The following is a 17,682-nucleotide window of genomic DNA, read 5'->3' on the forward strand; positions in this document are numbered from 1 at the left end:
TGGGGACTTCCGGGTAGCGACGATGGTTCCACGGACGGCCGCGCACCGGCCCGCGCCCCGGTCGGGGCCCTGGTCCGCCTACCCCGCCTCAGCCCGGATACGGCGGGAAGGCCGCCACCAGTTCCCGCACCTCCTCGCGGGCCCCGAAGCTGTCCACCTCGTCCCGCAGCACCCCCGCCACGAGCGCGGCGAGCCGGGCCATCTCCGGCTTCCCCATGCCCTGCGTGGTGACCGCGGCCGTGCCCAGCCTGAGGCCCCTGGTGTCCCCGTGCGGCAGCACACAGCAGTCCAGGACCACCCCGGCGGCGGCGAGCCGTCCGCGCGCCCCGCGGCCGTCCACCCCCAGCGGCGCCGGGTCGGCCGTGATCAGATGCGTGTCGGTGCCGCCCGTGGTGACGGTCAGCCCCTCCGCCTCCAGCCCGGCCGCCAGCGCCCGCGCGTTCGCCACCACCTGATGGGCGTACGTCGTGAAGGCCGGGCCGGCCGCCTCGCCGAACGCGACCGCCTTCGCGGCGACCGAGTTCATCTGCGCCCCGCCCTGGGTGAACGGGAACACCGCCCGGTCCACCCGCTCGGCCAGCTCCGGACCGCACAGCAGCATCCCGCCGCGCGGCCCGCGCAACACCTTGTGGGTGGTCGCGCAGACGATGTCGGCGTACGGCACCGGGCTGGGCGCCGCTCCCCCGGCCACCAGCCCGATCGGGTGGGCGGCGTCCGCGATGAGATAGGCGCCCGCCTCGTCGGCGATCGCCCGGAAGAGGGCGTAGTCGATGTGCCGCGGGTACGCGATCGAGCCGCACACGATCGCCTTCGGGCGGTGCGCGCGGGCCAGGGCGCGCACCTGCTCGTAGTCGATCAGCCCGGTCTCCGCGTCGACGCCGTAGCCGACGAAGTCGAACCAGCGGCCGGAGAAGTTCGCCGGCGAGCCGTGCGTGAGGTGCCCGCCGTGTGTGAGGCCGAGGGCCAGGACGGTGTCGCCGGGGCGCAGCAGCGCCGCGTAGGCCGCGAGGACGGCCGAGGAGCCCGAGTGCGGCTGGACGTTGGCGTGGCCGGCGCCGAACAGCGCGGTGGCCCGTTCCACGGCGATCCGCTCGGCCACGTCGACGAGTTCGCAGCCGCCGTGGTAGCGGGAGCCGGGGTAGCCCTCGGCGTACTTGTTCGCCAGCGGTGAGCCCAGTACGGCCAGCACGGCGGGCGAGGTGAAGTTCTCGGCGGCGATCAGCTGGATCGTCGTCGACTGTCGTCGGCGCTCGCCCAGCAGGACATCGGCCAGTTCGGGGTCCTGGCGCCGGAGCGCGTCGACCTCGTCGAGGGCGGGAGTGACCGTCATGGGGGGCTCCGGGGGCGAGCGGGCGTACGTCGGCGCTGACGTACGTCCAATGTAGGCCCGGGCCCTCGGACCCGCGCGGCCGTCACATCCGCGCGGGTACCCCGGTGAGCGCCGTGACGACCGGATCGAGCGCCTGGTGTATCTCGTCGCCGATGGAACGGAAGAAGCCCAGCGGGGCGCCGTACGGGTCATGGACCTCGTCCGCCTCCGCCGTGGGCGCCAGCAGCCAGCCGCGCAGCGCGGCGGCCGCGCGCACCAGCGCACGCGCGCGGTGCACCACACCGTCCTCCAGCGGCGGCAGCGTCGCCGGGTCTATCGCCTTCACCAGACGGGTGAACTCCTTCAGGGTGAAGGTGCGCAGACCCGCCGAGTGGCCCATGGAGATGACCTGGGCGCGATGGTCACGGGTGGCCGTCAGGACCAGGTCGGCCATGATGACGTGCTCGTCGAGGAGCTCGCGGCCCATGAAGCCGGACGGGTCCGCACCGAACTCGACGAGCACGGCCTCGGCGTTCGCCTCCATCGGGGCTCCCTCGTGACCCCAGGTGCCCGCGCTCTCGACTATCAGGCCGCCACCGAGCACGCCGAGGCGCTGGGTGACGTAATGCCGGGTCAGCCGCTCGGTGATGGGTGAGCGGCACACGTTCCCGGTACTGACGTGAAGGATGCGGAAGGTGTCCCGGGGGAAGCCGAAGGTGGTCGTCTCCTCCCCGATGCCGCCTATGCCACGCCCCGCGTCCGGGGGTGTCAACTGGCCACCTCAAGGTCGGGTACGACCTTGCGCAGCTCGTCCGGGGACAGCGCGCCCTCGCGCAGCAGGACCGGCACCGGGCCGGTGACGTCGACGATGGACGAGGGGACGATGCCCGGGGTGCGGCCGCCGTCGAGGTAGACCGAGACGGAGTCGCCGAGCATCTGCTGGGCCGCGTCGCAGTCCTCCGGCGCGGGGTGGCCGGTGAGGTTGGCCGAGGACACGGCCATGGGGCCGACCTCGGTGAGCAGCTCGATGGCGACCGGGTGCAGCGGCATGCGCACCGCGACCGTGCCGCGGGTGTCGCCGAGGTCCCACTGGAGGGACGGCTGGTGCCTGGCGACGAGCGTGAGCGCACCCGGCCAGAACGCGTCGACCAGTTCCCAGGCCGTCTCGGAGAAGTCCGTGACGAGGCCGTGCAGGGTGTTCGGGGAGCCGATGAGGACGGGCGTGGGCATGTTGCGGCCCCGGCCCTTGGCGTCCAGCAGATCGCCCACGGCCTCCTTGGAGAACGCGTCCGCGCCGATGCCGTACACCGTGTCGGTGGGCAGGACCACCAGCTCGCCACGGCGGACGGCGGACGCGGCCTCGCGCAGACCGGTCACGCGGTCGGTCGCGTCGTTGGTGTCGTATCGCCGAGCCATGTCTAGCGGTCCTCCTCGTGCACGTACTGCCGGACTGAAGTCTGGGGGCTGCTCACGGCATCGCCTTGCGGGCGGTGGCGAACCGCGGGCGGTTGTTGAGGTCGGGGTGGTCGGCCGCGTCGGCCCAGCCCCGCTCCTCGGTGAAGATCCAGGGCACCTGGCCGCCCTGGGTGTCGGCGTGCTCGATCACGACCACGCCGCCGGGGCGCAGCAGACGGTGCGCTGTGCGCTCGAGGCCGCGGATCAGGTCGAGGCCGTCCTCGCCGGAGAACAGCGCCATCTGCGGGTCGTAGTCGCGGGCCTCGGGGGCGACGTACTCCCACTCGGTGAGCGGGATGTACGGCGGGTTGGAGATGACCAGGTCGACCTGGCCGTCGAGGTCGCGGAAGGCGTCCAGCGCGTTGCCCTGGCGCAGGTCGACGCGGGAGCCCTCCATGTTCTTGCGGGTCCAGACGAGGGCGTCCTCGCTGAGCTCCACGGCGTGCACGCTGGAGCGCGGCACCTCCTGGGCGAGGGCCAGCGCGATGGCGCCGGAGCCGGTGCACAGGTCGACGATGCAGGGCTCCACGACGTCCATGGCGCGCACGGCGTCTATGGCCCAGCCGACCACCGACTCGGTCTCCGGCCGCGGCACGAACACGCCCGGCCCCACCTGGAGTTCCAGGTAGCGGAAGAAGGCCCGTCCGGTGATGTGCTGGAGCGGCTCGCGCGCCTCGCGCCGGGCGACGACCTCCCAGTAGCGGGCGTCGAAGTCCGCGTCCTTCACGGAGTGGAGTTCGCCGCGCTTCACGCCGTGCACGAACGCGGCGAGCTCCTCCGCGTCGGTGCGCGGCGAGGGCACGCCGGCGTCGGCCAGCCGCTGGGTGGCCTGGGCCACCTCTGCGAGCAGCAGATTCACGCTCGTCCTCCGTGAGTGGTACTCGTACGTCCCGCTTGTTTACGCGGCTGCGAGCTTGGCCGCCGAGTCCGCGTCGACACAGGCCTGGATCACCGCGTCGAGTTCGCCGTCCAGGACCTGGTCGAGGTTGTACGCCTTGAAGCCGACGCGGTGGTCCGAGAGGCGGTTCTCCGGGAAGTTGTACGTACGGATCTTCTCGGAGCGGTCGACGGTGCGGACCTGGCTGCGACGGGCGTCGGCGGCCTCCCTCTCCGCCTCCTCCTGCGCCGCCGCGAGCAGCCTGGAGCGCAGGATACGCAGTGCCTGCTCCTTGTTCTGGAGCTGGCTCTTCTCGTTCTGGCAGGAGGCGACGACTCCGGTCGGCAGATGCGTGATGCGCACGGCGGAGTCGGTGGTGTTGACGGACTGGCCGCCGGGGCCGGAGGACCGGTAGACGTCGATGCGCAGGTCGTTCGGGTTGATCTCCACGTCGACCTCCTCGGCCTCGGGCGTCACCAGCACACCCGCGGCGGAGGTGTGGATACGGCCCTGGGACTCGGTGGCCGGCACGCGCTGCACCCGGTGCACACCGCCCTCGTACTTCAGCCGCGCCCACACGCCCTGGCCGGGCTCGGTGGCGCCCTGGCCGCCCTTGGTCTTCACCGCGACCTGGACGTCCTTGTAGCCGCCGAGCTCGGACTCGGTGGCGTCGATGATCTCGGTCTTCCAGCCGACGCGCTCGGCGTAGCGCAGGTACATGCGCAGCAGGTCGCCCGCGAACAGGGCCGACTCGTCGCCGCCCGCGCCCGCCTTGATCTCCAGGATGACGTCCTTGTCGTCGCTGGGGTCGCGCGGGACCAGCAGGAGGCGGAGCTTCTCGGTCAGCTGCTCGCGCTGTTCGGTGAGGTCCTTGACCTCGGCCGCGAAGTCGGGGTCGTCGGCGGAGAGCTCACGCGCGGTGTCGATGTCCTCGCCGAGCTGCTTCCAGGAACGGAACGTGGCGACGATGGGGGTGAGCTCGGCGTAGCGCTTGTTGAGCTTGCGCGCGTTGGCCTGGTCGGCGTGGACCGAGGGGTCCGCGAGCTTCTTCTCCAGGTCGGCGTGCTCGGTGACCAGTTCCTCGACGGCCTCGAACATCTTGGGGCTCCTGTTGGGGGTGTACGGGGGTGAAGGGCGGGCGACCAAAAACGCCGGTCCCGGGCACACCCGCGCGGGGTGTGGCCGTGGACCGGCGCGTTGGGGCTCGCTACTTCTTGGAGCTGGCGGCCTTGCCGAAGCGGGCCTCGAAGCGGGCCACACGGCCACCGGTGTCGAGGATCTTCTGCTTGCCCGTGTAGAACGGGTGGCACTCGGAGCAGACCTCGGCCCGGACGGTGCCGGACTCGATGGTGCTGCGGGTGGTGAACGACGCGCCGCAGGTGCAGCTGACCTGCGTCTCGACGTACGCGGGGTGGATGTCGCGCTTCAAGGTGTCTCCTAGGTATCGGGAGGGCGCCGGGTCGCCTGCCGCGGAGTGCGGCGGCGTGAACCGGAGCCGACGTACCAGTCTGCCAGGACTGGCGCCATCTCCCAAAACCGGGGCTGGCTGTGAGGTATTCCCCGCGGGGTGTGGTCGGCGGTGGCTACTCGACGACCGACTTCGCCTGGCCGGTGGCCGTGCCCGTCGTCGCGGCCCTGGGGATCGGCCGGTCCGCCTTGAGGGCCCTCCAGACCAGGTCGGCCTTCTTCTCGTCGAGCATGACGCGGTTGAGGTCCGCCGGGTCGTACTGGACCGGCATCGTGATCATGGTCATGTCGCCGGGGCCGATGCCCTTGAGGCCGCTCGCCCAGGAGAGCAGGGAGTTGACCGAGCCCAGGTCGCTGTCGGTGGTGACGGTCCTGGTCGCGGTGTCGGCGAGGTCGTAGAGCCGCTTGGGGTTGCCGAGGACGCCGACGTCCCCCAGCTGGGCGACGAGGGCCTTGACGAAGGCCTGCTGGAGCTGGATGCGGCCGAGGTCGGAGCCGTCGCCGACGCCGTGCCGGGTGCGGACGAGGCCGAGGGCCTGCTCGCCGTCGAGCCGGTGGGTGCCCGCCTCGAGCCTCAGATGGCTGTCGGGGTCGTCGATGTCCTGGGTGGTGGTGACCTCGACGCCGCCGAGTTCGTCGATCAGCTTCTGGAAGCCGCTGAAGTCGACCTCCAGATAGTGGTCCATGCGCAGATCCGTGATCGACTCGACGGTCTTGACCGCGCAGGCGGCGCCACCGGTGGTGAACGCCGAGTTGAACATCACGCCCCGGGCCGCGTCATGGGTGACGCCGTCGGCGTCGGTGCACTCGGGGCGGTCGACGAGGGTGTCGCGCGGGATGGAGACCACGCTGGCCTTCTTGTGGCCCTTGTGGAGGTGCACGACCATCGCCGTGTCGGAGCGGGCGCTGCCCTCGTCGGCGCCGCCGCCGAGCTTCCGGTTGGAGCCGGAGCGCGAGTCGGAGCCGAGGACCAGGACGTTCTCGGAGCCGTTGTCGGCCTTGGTGGGGCGGTCGGTGCCCAGTGCCTGGTTGATGTCGACGCTGTCCAGGTTGCCGTTGAGCTTGACGTACACATAGCCGGCCCCGGCGCCGCCGAGCACCACGACGCCCGCCGCGGTCCACACGGCGATCCTCAGTCCGGTGTGCCCGCCCCGGGGCTTGCGGCGACGGCCCTTGCCGGGCTCGCTCGGTCCCGGGGCGCCCGGTATGCCGGCGCCCGGCGTGCTTTCCGCTGACATGCGCTCCTCGACTCCCGCCCGGTCGGGTACCCCCTGGATCGGCGGACAGGCCAGGTCGAATCGGCCCTCACCGAACCATCGTCGCTCTGTGGGGTCAGACGGGTAAACCCGGCGCAGGGTTGCACGGCACCTTGCGGGCGACCTGTGCGGCCGTACGGACACGGAGGGTCACCGGACGGGAAAGGTCCCGCCCCGACCAGCGGCTTCAGCCGAGCAGGTCGTACTGCTCGTAGTCGGGCGCCGACGCGACGCGTGTGTCGAAGATCTCCGCGGAGGCCTTCCCGGTGCCCTTGTACAGCCAGAGCGTGCCGTCGTGGCCGCGGGCGAGCAGATCGGCCCTGCTGTCGCCGTTGACGTCTCCGACGGCGGCGAGGGCGTCGTAGTCCTTCCAGGTGCGCACCTTGACGGGCGGGGCGAACGCGTCGGTGCCGGCCTTGCCGGTGCCCTGGTGGAGGTACACGCCGTGGCCGGTGGCGTCGCGGGTGATCAGGTCGGCCCTGCCGTCGTCCGTGAGGTCGCCGTGGCCGACGACGAAGTCGTAGCGCTTCCAGCCGGAGCCGGCCTTCACGGGGGCGGCGAAGGTGCCGTCGCCGTGGCCGGGGTGGATCCACAGCACACCTGCCTCGTCCACCGAGACCAGGTCGGGCAGGCCGTCGCCGGTGACATCGCCGGGGGCGACGACGTGGGCGCGGGTGCTCCAGTCGTCGGCGATCCGCTTCGTCGACCAGACCTCGCGGAACGGGTCGTAGTGCGCCCAGAAGACACCGCCGTCGCTGCCGCGGCGCCACACCAGGTCCTGGAAGCCGTCCCGGTCCAGGTCCGTCTGGACGACCAGGTCCGCGGCCTCCCAGACGCCGAGCTCGTCGCGCGGGTCGAACGAACTGCCCTTGGAGGTCTTGAAGAAGCCCGTCCGGTCGTCTGTGCGGCGGGAGAACACGTCGGCCCGGTGGTCGCGGCTGAAGTTGGCGTCGTCCACCCGCGCGGAGACCGTGCCGAGGTGGGCGCGGAGCCCGGAGAACTCCCCGGAGCACTCCCCCGGGCGCCCCGAGACGACGCCGACGACCCGGCCGCCCACGACGAGCGGGCCGCCGGTGTCGCCCGTGCAGCGGGCCGGCTTCGCGCCCTGCGCGCACACGCCCGCGGTGGCGCAGTCGGACCGCGTCCTCAGCGTGGCGACGCGCAGGGCCGACGCGGGATGCCCGCCGCCGGAGGCGGTACGTCCCCAGCCGTAGACCTCGGCGGCGGTGCCTGCGGCGTACGCCACGGGGTCGGTCGACGTGGCCATGCGGATCGGCTCGGCCTTCACCGGCGCGTCCAGCGTGATGACAGCGATGTCGTCCGCGTAGATGCCGGAGATGTACGCCGGGTCGTAGTACTGCCGCAGCGGCAGCGAGACGGTTCCGCCGTGCAGGCCGGCCGTGCCGGAGCCGGCCGTGGGCAGCCGGTCGGTGCCGGTGACGACGGCGCCGTACGCGTACCAGTTGTAGCCCTTGACGCACTGCGCGGCGGTGAGGATCTTCGTCGGCGCGACGACAACCCCGGCGCAGAAGAGGTCCACGTCGTCGGAGGCCGCCCCGGTGCCCCGGTCGTCGTGGTACCAGAGCTGGGCCATCCAGGGGGCCGCGGCGGACGTCACGGGGGTCCCCGCGGCGGAGCCTCGCGCGGGCTCGGCGGCCGTGTCGCCCACGACCGCGCCCGCCACCCGGCGCTCCAGCTCGCCCGCGCCCAGCGTGCTCAGCCCCGGCGGCGCCAGCGTCGGCTCGGGCAGCACCGGCGATGCCCCCGCCACCTGCGTCAGCACGACGGCGGTGACGGCCGCGGCGACACCGGCGGCGCCGAGGGACAGGGCGATCCGCATCCGGCGTTTACGGCTACGCCCCTGGGATGTGGACACAACCACGCGAGTCCCCCCTGGGGGTGGAAATCGAAGGCGATACAAGGCACGCGATCCTACACGCCACGAACACAACCCGAAGGGCCGCCCAGATTCACAGGACGGCCCTCCGGGACACACCCCCTCAGGGGCGTGGAACTGCTTCGACACGCGGCCCGTCGGTCCACGGAGGAACCGTGGCCCACGAGCGGCTGTCGGCTCGACGAAGCTCAGTCACCGTTGCCGGGCGTGGGCGTCGTCTTCTGGATCTGCATCAGGAACTCGATGTTCGACTTCGTCTGCTTCATCTTGTCGAGCAGCAGCTCGATCGCCTGCTGCTGGTCGAGCGCGTGCAGCACCCGGCGCAGCTTCCAGACGACCGCGAGCTCCTCGTTGCCGAGCAGGATCTCTTCCTTACGGGTACCGGACGCGTCCACGTCCACCGCCGGGAAGATGCGCTTGTCGGCGAGCTTCCGGTCGAGCTTGAGCTCCATGTTGCCGGTGCCCTTGAACTCCTCGAAGATCACCTCGTCCATGCGGGACCCGGTGTCCACCAGCGCGGTGGCGAGGATGGTCAGCGAGCCGCCGTCCTCGATGTTGCGGGCCGCACCGAAGAAGCGCTTCGGCGGGTACAGGGCGGTCGAGTCGACACCACCGGACAGGATGCGGCCGGAGGCCGGGGCCGCCAGGTTGTACGCACGGCCCAGACGGGTGATCGAGTCGAGCAGCACGACGACGTCGTGGCCCAGCTCCACCAGACGCTTGGCGCGCTCGATGGCGAGCTCGGCGACCGTGGTGTGGTCCTCGGCCGGGCGGTCGAAGGTCGAGGAGATGACCTCGCCCTTGACCGACCGCTGCATGTCGGTGACTTCCTCCGGACGCTCGTCGACCAGGACGACCATCAGGTGGCACTCGGGGTTGTTGTGGGTGATCGCGTTGGCGATCGCCTGCATGATCATGGTCTTGCCGGTCTTCGGCGGGGCCACGATCAGACCGCGCTGACCCTTGCCGATCGGCGACACCAGGTCGATGATGCGGGTGGTGAGCACGCCCGGGTCCGTCTCCAGACGGAGGCGGTCCTGCGGGTAGAGCGGGGTCAGCTTGTTGAACTCCGGGCGGCCGCGGCCGTGTTCGGGCGCCATGCCGTTGACGGAGTCCAGGCGGACCAGCGCGTTGAACTTCTCGCGGCGCTCGCCCTCCTTGGGCTGACGGACCGCGCCGGTGACGTGGTCACCCTTGCGCAGGCCGTTCTTGCGGACCTGGGCGAGGGAGACGTACACGTCGTTCGGGCCGGGCAGGTAGCCGGAGGTCCGGATGAACGCGTAGTTGTCGAGGATGTCCAGGATGCCCGCGACCGGGATCAGGACGTCGTCCTCGGCGATCTGCGGCTCCTGGCCCATCTCGTCGCGGCCACGACGGCCACGGCGGTCGCGGTAGCGTCCGCGACGGCCACGCCGGCCGCCCTCGAAGTCGTCGTCGTCCTGCGGACCGGTGTTGCGGTCCTGGCGGCCGCCGCCCTGCTGCTGGCTCTGCTGCTGGCCGCGCTGCGCGCCGCCCTGGCCCTGCTGGTCGTCGCCCTTGCCGCGGCGGTCGCCACGGTCACCGCGGTCACCGCGGTCGCGGTCACGGCCGCGCTCACGGCGGTCGCGACGGCGGCCCTCGCCACCGTCGGCGTCGCCCTTCGCGTCGCCCTGCGCGGCGGGCGCCTCGGACCTGGCCTCGGTCTTCGCCTCGACGGTGACGGTCTCGGGGCTGCCGGCCTCGGCGGTGGCCCGGCGACGGCGGCGCTCGGTGGGTGCCTCGTCCCCGCTCCGCTCGGCCTCCGCGCCGCGCTCGGCCGCACGGCCGGTGCCGCCGGCGGGCTGGCCGGGGATCTCGATCTGCTGCTGGGCGACGGCCTTCTCGGCGACGGCCTCGGCCTTGGCGTCCGCCTTCTTCTCGGCGGCCTCGTCGCCCGTACGGGTGCGGGAGGTGGCGCGGCGCTTGGGCTTGGTCTCGGCCGGCGCGTCGGTCTTCGCCGCCGGGGCGCTGCCGCCTGCGGCCTGCGCCTCCTTGATGACCTCGATCAGCTGGCTCTTGCGCATCCGCGCGGTGCCCCTGATGCCCAGGCCGGAGGCGACCTGCTGGAGCTCGGCAAGCACCATGCCCTCGAGGCCGGTACCGCGGCGCCGCCGGGAGCCGGCACCGGTGGCAGGCGCGGAGGCGTCCGTGGCGGGCGCGGCAGCGGTCTCCTCGACACGCGCGCCCATCAGATCGGTGGTGTCGCTCACGAAGGGTCCTTCCCTGGAGCGGACGTCGGCCTGTCTGGCTCGGCGACCGGTTGTGCTGTCCGGCTGCGGTCCTTGCTGTGTGGACCGTGCCGGGGCGGTAATCCGCCGGAAGGGCGGACGTGATATCTGGTGATGGCGCTCCCCCGAGCCGTGGCATCCAGTGTCACGTGGCGTGGTTGCACCGATTCCGGAGCTCCCCCAGAGGGGGTACGCCCACCGTGGAACCGCTCAGTGTCCGCATACGGCGTACTGCCCGCGTATGACGTACGGAACACAGTGCGGCTTGGGGGGCTCCCGGAAGAATGTCTGTCCCTGACGGGGACACAAGGCACCTCGCCATGGTGGGGTCGGGTGCAGACTTGAGATTAACACTACCGGATCCAACAAACATTCCCCCTCTCCAAATCCGGCAATCGCGTGCCCTACTCCCCTCCGGCCGAGGCGAGCGGCAGCACGCCGGCGCCCTGAAGGTCCAGGCCCAGGCGGTTCGCGGCCCATTCGGGACCGGCCAGCGCCTCGACCTTGTCGGCCGTCTCCGCGTCGGCGAGGGCCATCACGGTGGGTCCGGCGCCGGAGATGACGGCGGGTACGCCGTCGGCACGCAGCCGCTCCACCAACGCGGCGCTCTCCGGCATGGCGGGCGCGCGGTACTCCTGGTGGAGGCGGTCCTCGGTGGCCGGCAGCAGCAGCTCGGGGCGCCGGGTGAGGGCCTCGACGAGCAGGGCTGCACGGCCGGCGTTGACGGCGGCGTCGACGTGCGGGACGGTGCGCGGCAGCAGGCCGCGGGCGGTTTCGGTCAGCACGGGCTTACCGGGCACGAAAACCACCGGAACGATGGAATCGGCGGGCTCCAGCCTGATGGCACGGGCGGCGCCGGCCTCCATCCAGGCGATGGTGAAACCGCCGATCAGACACGGTGCCACGTTGTCGGGGTGGCCCTCGATCTCGGTGGCGAGCTCCAGCAGGGCGGCGTCGTCGAGCCTGGACTCGCCGCCTATGGTCACGGCGCGGGCGGCGACGATGCCCGCGCAGATGGCGGCGGAGGAGGAGCCGAGGCCGCGGCCGTGCGGGATGCGGTTGGCGCAGACGATCTCCAGGCCGCGCGGCTGTCCGCCGAGCACGTCGAACGCCGTGCGCAGGGACCGTACGAGGAGGTGCTTCTCGTCCCGCGGGAGCGTCTCGCTGCCCTCGCCAGCGATGTCGATGTGCAGCCCGGAGTCGGCCACCCGGACGACGACGTCGTCGTAGAGCCCCAGCGAGAGGCCGAGGGAGTCGAAACCCGGGCCGAGGTTGGCGCTGGTGGCGGGGACGCGCACCCGGACGGGGGCGGCGCGGAAGGCGGGACCGGCCATCTCGCGATGACTCTCCTTGAGCTGCGTGACTGTCGACTTGAGCTGCGTGACGGTCGAAGACGTTCGATGAGGTACCGACGGAACCCCACGGGCCGCGGCCGAGACGCGGTGCCGCACGCAACGCACAGGCATATGCGGCAGGCGGGTTCGCCACAGCCTATCGAAGGAAGGTTCTGTGGCGACATAGGGCGCACAGGAGGCGCACGATGCGTGTCGCAAGCCCCCCGTGCACCCTTCACGGGGAATACCCCTACGGCGTCCGGTGACCTGGCCGGACGAGGAAGTGTCCGGCCGGGCGGGTGGATCAGGCCAGACCGAGGCGCTCGGCCGCGGTGGACGCGTCGACCGGGACGGTGACCGGCTGCGGGGCGCCGGCGACGGCCCAGTCGGGGTCCTTCAGGCCGTTGCCGGTGACCGTGCAGACGATGCGCTGGCCCGGGTCGACCAGGCCCTGCTCGGCCGCCTTCAGCAGACCGGCGACGGAGGCGGCGGAGGCGGGTTCGACGAAGACGCCCTCCTGCGCGGCCAACAGCCGGTAGGCGCGCAGGATCTCACGGTCCGTCACCTCGTCGATGAGGCCGCCCGACTCGTCCCGCGCGGCCAGCGCGTAGTCCCACGAGGCCGGGTTGCCGATGCGGATGGCGGTGGCGATCGTCGAGGGGTCCTTGACCACCTCGCCGCGCACGATGGGGGCACTGCCGGAGGCCTGGAAGCCCCACATGCGCGGGGTCCGGGCGGCGACGCCGTCACGGGCGTACTCCGTGTACCCCTTCCAGTACGCGGTGATGTTGCCCGCGTTGCCGACCGGCAGGACGTGGACGTCGGGGGCGTCGCCGAGCATGTCGACGATCTCGAAGGCGGCCGTCTTCTGCCCCTCGATACGCACCGGGTTGACGGAATTCACCAGCGCCACGGGGTAGTTCTCGCTGAGGTCGCGGGCGAGGGTGAGGCAGTCGTCGAAGTTGCCGTCGACCTGGAGGATCTTCGCGCCGTGCACGAGGGCCTGACCCATCTTGCCGAGCGCGATCTTGCCCTGCGGGACGAGCACGGCCGAGACCATGCCGGCGCGCACACCGTAGGCGGCGGCACTGGCCGAGGTGTTGCCGGTGGACGCGCAGATGACCGCCTTCGCGCCCTCCTCCTTGGCCTTGGAGATGGCCATGGTCATGCCTCGGTCCTTGAAGGAACCGGTCGGGTTGGCGCCCTCCACCTTGAGGTGGACCTCGCAGCCCGTGCGCTCGGAGAGGACCTGCGCCGGGACGAGGGGCGTGCCGCCCTCGCGGAGCGTCACGACCGGCGTGGTGTCGGACACCGGCAGCCTGTCCCGGTACTCCTCGATGATGCCGCGCCACTGGTGGGTCATTGCTGGTTACTCTCCTTCAACCCGCATGATGCTGGCGACACCGCGCACGGTGTCGAGCTTGCGCAGCGCCGCGACGGTGCCGGTGAGGGCGGCGTCGGAAGCGCGGTGGGTGACGACGACGAGGGAGGCCTCGCCGACGCCGTCTTGCCGTCCCTGCTGGCGCACCGTGTCGATGGACACGCCGTGCTCGGCGAACACGGTCGCGACCTGCGCGAGGACGCCGGGCTTGTCGGCGACGTCCAGGCTGATGTGGTAGCGCGTGACGACGTCGCCCATGGGCGACACGGTCAGGGCGGCGTACGCCGACTCGCCGGGCCCCGTTGCCCCGCTGAGCCGGTTGCGGCAGACGGCGACGAGGTCGCCGAGCACGGCGGAGGCGGTGGGCGAGCCGCCCGCGCCGGGGCCGTAGAACATGAGCTGCCCGGAGGCGTCGGACTCGACGAACACGGCGTTGTACGCGCCGCGCACGGAGGCGAGCGGGTGGGTCAGCGGAATCATCGCGGGGTGCACGCGCGCGGTGACGGACCGGCCGTCCGCGGCCCGCTCGCAGATGGCGAGCAGCTTGATGGTGCAGCCCATCGCCCTGGCGGAGGCGAAGTCGGCGGCGGTGACCTCGGTCATGCCCTCGCGGTAGACGTCGTCGAGCCGCACGCGCGTGTGGAAGGCGATACCGGCGAGGATCGCGGCCTTGGCGGCGGCGTCGAAGCCCTCCACGTCGGCGGTCGGGTCGGCCTCCGCGTAGCCGAGGGCGGTGGCCTCGTCGAGGGCCTCCTGGTAGCCGGCGCCGGTGGAGTCCATCTTGTCGAGGATGAAGTTGGTGGTGCCGTTGACGATGCCCAGCACCCGGTTGACCTTGTCGCCGGCGAGGGACTCGCGCAGCGGCCGGATCAGCGGGATGGCCCCGGCGACGGCGGCCTCGTAGTAGAGGTCCTTGCCGTGTTCCTCGGCCGCGGCGTGCAGGGCGGCGCCGTCCTGGGCGAGCAGGGCCTTGTTCGCGGAGACGACGGAGGCGCCGTGCTCGAAGGCGGTGGTGATCAGGGTGCGGGCGGGCTCGATACCGCCGATGACCTCGACGACCACGTCGATGTCGCCTCGTTTGACAAGCGCGGTGGCGTCGGTGGTGATCAGCTCGCGCGCGATGCCCTCGCGCACCCGGTCGGGCCGCCGCACCGCCACGCCGGCCAGCTCCACCGGGGCGCCGATGCGGGCGGCGAGGTCGGCCGCGTGCGTCGTCATGATGCGCGCCACCTCTGAGCCGACCACTCCACAGCCCAGCAGCGCCACCTTCAGCGGACGCGTACGCATCATCCGACCTCGTTTCCTCATACCGTTCAGGTTGGTCCAGTCTCACTCACCGGACCGGACTTTCTGCCCCTGGTCCGGATCGTGAGACATCTATTTCATCTGCCGGAGGGTAGAAGACAGGAGATCTTCCACCGCCGTCCTCGTGGCCCGCGCGGGCGCCGTCACCCCACGTCGAGCCGGAGCAGGTCCTCCTCGGTCTCGCGCCGCACGATGACCCGTGCCTCGCCGTCCCGGACCGCGACGACCGGCGGCTTGAGCAGGTGGTTGTAGTTGCTGGCCATCGACCGGCAGTACGCGCCCGTCGCCGGTACGGCGATCAGGTCACCGGGTGCCAGGTCGGCCGGCAGGAACGCGTCGCGCACGACGATGTCGCCGCTCTCGCAGTGCTTGCCGACGACCCGGGAGAGCATCGGCCCGGCGTCGGAGGTGCGGGAGACGAGGGACACGCTGTACTCCGCGTCGTACAGCGCCGTGCGGATGTTGTCGGACATGCCGCCGTCGACGGAGACGTAGGTGCGCAGCCCGTCGAGCGGCTTGACCGTGCCGACCTCGTACAGCGTGAAGGCGGTGGGACCGACGATGGCGCGCCCCGGCTCCACGGAGATGCGCGGGGTGGCGAGCCGGGCGGCCTCGCACTCGCGGGTGACGATGTCGGTCAGCGTCTTGGCGATCTCGTGCGGCTCGCGCGGGTCGTCGTCGCTGGTGTAGGCGATGCCGAGGCCGCCGCCGAGGTCGATCTCGGGCAGTTCGACGCCGTGCTCGTCGCGGATGGCCTTCAGCAGCCCGACCACGCGGTGCGCGGCGACCTCGAAGCCCGACAGGTCGAAGATCTGCGACCCGATGTGCGAGTGGATGCCGATGACGTCCAGCCCGTCGAGCTTGAGCGCCCGGCGCACCGCCTCGGCGGCCTGGCCCCCGGCGAGCGGGATGCCGAACTTCTGGTCCTCGTGCGCGGTGGCGATGAACTCGTGCGTGTGGGCCTCGACGCCGACGGTGATCCGGATCTGCACCCGCTGCCGCCTGCCCAGCTCCTGCGCGATGTGCGCGACCCGCACGATCTCCTGGAAGGAGTCGAGCACGATCCGCCCGACCCCGGCCTCGACGGCGCGGCGGATCTCGGCGGGCGACTTGTTGTTGCCGTGGAAGGCGATGCGCTCCGCGGGCATCCCGGCCGACAGCGCGGTGGCCAGCTCGCCGCCGGAGCACACGTCCAGGTTGAGCCCCTCCTCGTGCAGCCAGCGCACGACCGCCCGCGACAGGAACGCCTTGCCCGCGTAGAAGACGTCGGCGTCCGGCCCGAAGGCGGTGCGCCAGGCACGCGCACGGGCCCGGAAGTCGGTCTCGTCGAGGATGTAGGCCGGGGTGCCGAACTCCTCGGCGAGCGCCTTCACGTCGATGCCGCCGACGGTGACCACGCCGTCCTCGGTCCGGCCGACGGTCTCGGCCCACACCTTGGTGTCGAGGGCGTTGAGGTCGGTCGGCGGGGCGCTGTAGTGGCCCTCGGGAAGGACGTCGGCGTGACGGGGCCCGGCGGGGTGGGCGGAACGGCTCATCGTTGGCTGTCTCTTTCAGAGGTGGTCGGGTGCGTCGATGCCGAGCAGGGACAGGCCACCGGCCAGCACCGTCCCGGCGGCTTCGGCGAGGGCGAGCCGGGCGCGGTGGGCGGCCGAGGGTTTCTCCTCACCGAGGGGCAGCACGCCGGGCAGCAGGACGAGGACGGCATCGGCGACGGTGACGAGATGCCGGGCGAGCCGGTCCGGGGCGCGGTGGGCGGCGGACGCGGCGAGGATGCGGGGGTGGTCGGCGAGCAGCGCCTCGAGCCGGCCGGAGTCCGCGCCCGCCACGGGCCCGGGCTCGGCACGGAACCCGAGGTCCGTGGCGTTGCGGCCGAGCGCCCTGGTGCGGGCGTGCGCGTACCGGACCCGGAACAGCGGGTTGCTCTCCCGCTGCACCAGCAGCTCGGCACCGATCCGGGGCCGGTCGTGCGGGGCGGGGTGCAGCAGCGCCCAGCGGCAGGCGTCGGGGCCGAGCACGGAGGGGTCCTGGGGGGCGGGGACGGGGCGGAGGGGGTGGGGGGCGGGGGTGTTGCCGCGGCCGGGGTCGCCTTGGCTGAGGTGGCTGATGTCGGTGCGGCCGCCCTGGGAGGCGACGATCCGCGCCACGGCGTCGGCGACGACCTCGGCGCGCACCTCGTACGGCACCAGCAGCGCCACGACCTGACCGGCGAGGGCGTCGGAGTGCCCGTACCGGAGGTTCTCGCGGAGGATCTTCCGGACCAGCTCGGCGCCGGTCCGCCCGTCCAGACTGATGTTCAGGAAGCCGGGCCCGGTGATGACGACGTCGGTGACGCCCTCCGCCGCACGGAGATGGGGCAGCAGCACCTGGGCCACCTGCCGCGGCGGCCGCCCCGCCGACCGGGCGAGCTGCATCGCCACGTTGGTGGCGTAGTCCCCGCGGCCGCCGGCCCCCGGCGGCCCGACGACCACCCGCTCGGGCAGGTCGACGCTGAGCTCACCCGTGTCCACGGCACGGCGAACCGCGTGCAGGACGGTGTGCGAGAGCTCGACGGGGGTCACGGGACAAGCGTATGGGAGGAGGGGGGTGGGTATGCGAGCCGGTTTGGGCGATGGTCCGGGATGTGGACGTGAGGGTGGACACGCCGGGGAGGCCGACGCTCACGGGCGACACGACGGCCGGGTCAGCCCTCGCAGCTGCCGAGGGCGCTGCCGTACGCGGCGGCCGCCCCGTCCGCCTCCCCGAGGTCGTCGAGCGTGTCGAGCTCCCGGTCGGCGGCGCGCCGCTCACGATCGGTCTTGCGCTCGATCAACTGCCGCACGAGCCGCACGAGTTCGTTCGGCTCGAAGGGCTTGGCGAGGAACGCGTCGACGCCGACGTCGAGGCCGGTGTCCAGCTCGTACTGGGTGCAGGCGCTGACGATGGCGAGGGGAAGATGCCGGGTCCGCGGGTCGGCACGCAGCCGGGCGGCGGTCCGCAGACCGTCCAGCCGGGGCATGACGACATCGAGCGTCACGACGTCGGGGCGGACCCGATGGACGACATCCAGACACTCGGCACCATCGGCCGCGGTCACGACCTCGATGCCCTCCAGCTCGAGATTGACCCTGATCAACTGCCGGATGACCTTGTTGTCGTCCACAACAAGCACCCGGCCC

Annotated in this window: 15 protein-coding genes; all 15 read right to left on the minus strand. The window is 72.1% G+C overall.

Going from position 1 to position 17,682, the window contains the following annotated elements; genetic code table 11:
* Positions 1-88: 88 nt before the first annotated feature.
* Positions 89-1,330, minus strand: a complete 1,242-nt coding sequence (glyA, locus tag ACFYR0_RS29430) for a serine hydroxymethyltransferase (protein WP_389334581.1) — start codon at positions 1,328-1,330, stop codon at positions 89-91.
* Positions 1,331-1,412: 82 nt separating this feature from the next.
* The gene (locus ACFYR0_RS29435; RefSeq protein WP_389334585.1) at positions 1,413-2,081 is read right to left on the minus strand and encodes a protein-tyrosine-phosphatase; all 669 of its coding nucleotides are present in this window, start codon (positions 2,079-2,081) and stop codon (positions 1,413-1,415) included.
* Complete coding sequence (locus ACFYR0_RS29440) at positions 2,078-2,725, minus strand: L-threonylcarbamoyladenylate synthase (protein ID WP_389334588.1); 648 nt, start codon at positions 2,723-2,725, stop codon at positions 2,078-2,080. Before ACFYR0_RS29440 ends, ACFYR0_RS29435 begins: the two co-directional genes overlap by 4 nt.
* A 52-nt stretch (positions 2,726-2,777) precedes the next feature.
* A complete protein-coding gene (gene prmC, locus ACFYR0_RS29445; RefSeq protein ID WP_389334591.1) occupies positions 2,778-3,623 on the minus strand; it encodes a peptide chain release factor N(5)-glutamine methyltransferase in 846 nt (281 codons plus the stop codon).
* 39 nt (positions 3,624-3,662) lie between these two features.
* Entirely contained in the window at positions 3,663-4,739 is a 1,077-nt protein-coding gene (prfA, locus tag ACFYR0_RS29450; protein WP_386380963.1) for a peptide chain release factor 1, read from the minus strand.
* Between the two features lie 109 nt (positions 4,740-4,848).
* Positions 4,849-5,070 (minus strand): 50S ribosomal protein L31, encoded by a 222-nt coding sequence (gene rpmE, locus ACFYR0_RS29455; RefSeq protein ID WP_389334594.1) that lies wholly within the window; start codon positions 5,068-5,070, stop codon positions 4,849-4,851.
* 154 nt (positions 5,071-5,224) lie between these two features.
* Entirely contained in the window at positions 5,225-6,346 is a 1,122-nt protein-coding gene (locus tag ACFYR0_RS29460; protein ID WP_389334597.1) for an LCP family protein, read from the minus strand.
* 205 nt (positions 6,347-6,551) lie between these two features.
* Entirely contained in the window at positions 6,552-8,246 is a 1,695-nt protein-coding gene (locus tag ACFYR0_RS29465) for a trypsin-like serine protease (protein ID WP_389334600.1), read from the minus strand.
* 203 nt (positions 8,247-8,449) lie between these two features.
* Entirely contained in the window at positions 8,450-10,489 is a 2,040-nt protein-coding gene (gene rho / locus ACFYR0_RS29470) for a transcription termination factor Rho (protein WP_389334603.1), read from the minus strand.
* Between the two features lie 422 nt (positions 10,490-10,911).
* Positions 10,912-11,841: a homoserine kinase gene (thrB, locus tag ACFYR0_RS29475; protein ID WP_389334606.1), complete on the minus strand. Its 930-nt coding sequence runs from the start codon at positions 11,839-11,841 to the stop codon at positions 10,912-10,914.
* A gap of 304 nt (positions 11,842-12,145) precedes the next feature.
* Entirely contained in the window at positions 12,146-13,204 is a 1,059-nt protein-coding gene (thrC, locus tag ACFYR0_RS29480) for a threonine synthase (RefSeq protein WP_389334609.1), read from the minus strand.
* Positions 13,205-13,210: 6 nt separating this feature from the next.
* Positions 13,211-14,509: a homoserine dehydrogenase gene (locus tag ACFYR0_RS29485; protein ID WP_389334749.1), complete on the minus strand. Its 1,299-nt coding sequence runs from the start codon at positions 14,507-14,509 to the stop codon at positions 13,211-13,213.
* 161 nt (positions 14,510-14,670) lie between these two features.
* On the minus strand, positions 14,671-16,062 hold the full coding sequence (gene lysA / locus ACFYR0_RS29490; protein ID WP_389334612.1) for a diaminopimelate decarboxylase: 1,392 nt from the start codon (positions 16,060-16,062) through the stop codon (positions 14,671-14,673).
* Between the two features lie 15 nt (positions 16,063-16,077).
* Positions 16,078-17,085 carry an ArgS-related anticodon-binding protein NrtL gene (gene nrtL / locus ACFYR0_RS29495; RefSeq protein ID WP_389334615.1) on the minus strand — a complete coding sequence of 336 codons (1,008 nt, stop codon included), beginning with the start codon at positions 17,083-17,085 and terminating at the stop codon, positions 16,078-16,080.
* Positions 17,086-17,207: 122 nt separating this feature from the next.
* Positions 17,208-17,666 (minus strand): response regulator, encoded by a 459-nt coding sequence (locus ACFYR0_RS29500; RefSeq protein ID WP_389334618.1) that lies wholly within the window; start codon positions 17,664-17,666, stop codon positions 17,208-17,210.
* Positions 17,667-17,682 lie beyond the last annotated feature (16 nt).

It is taken from the genome of Streptomyces sp. NPDC005017 (assembly GCF_042873115.1).
GTDB lineage: Bacteria > Actinomycetota > Actinomycetes > Streptomycetales > Streptomycetaceae > Streptomyces.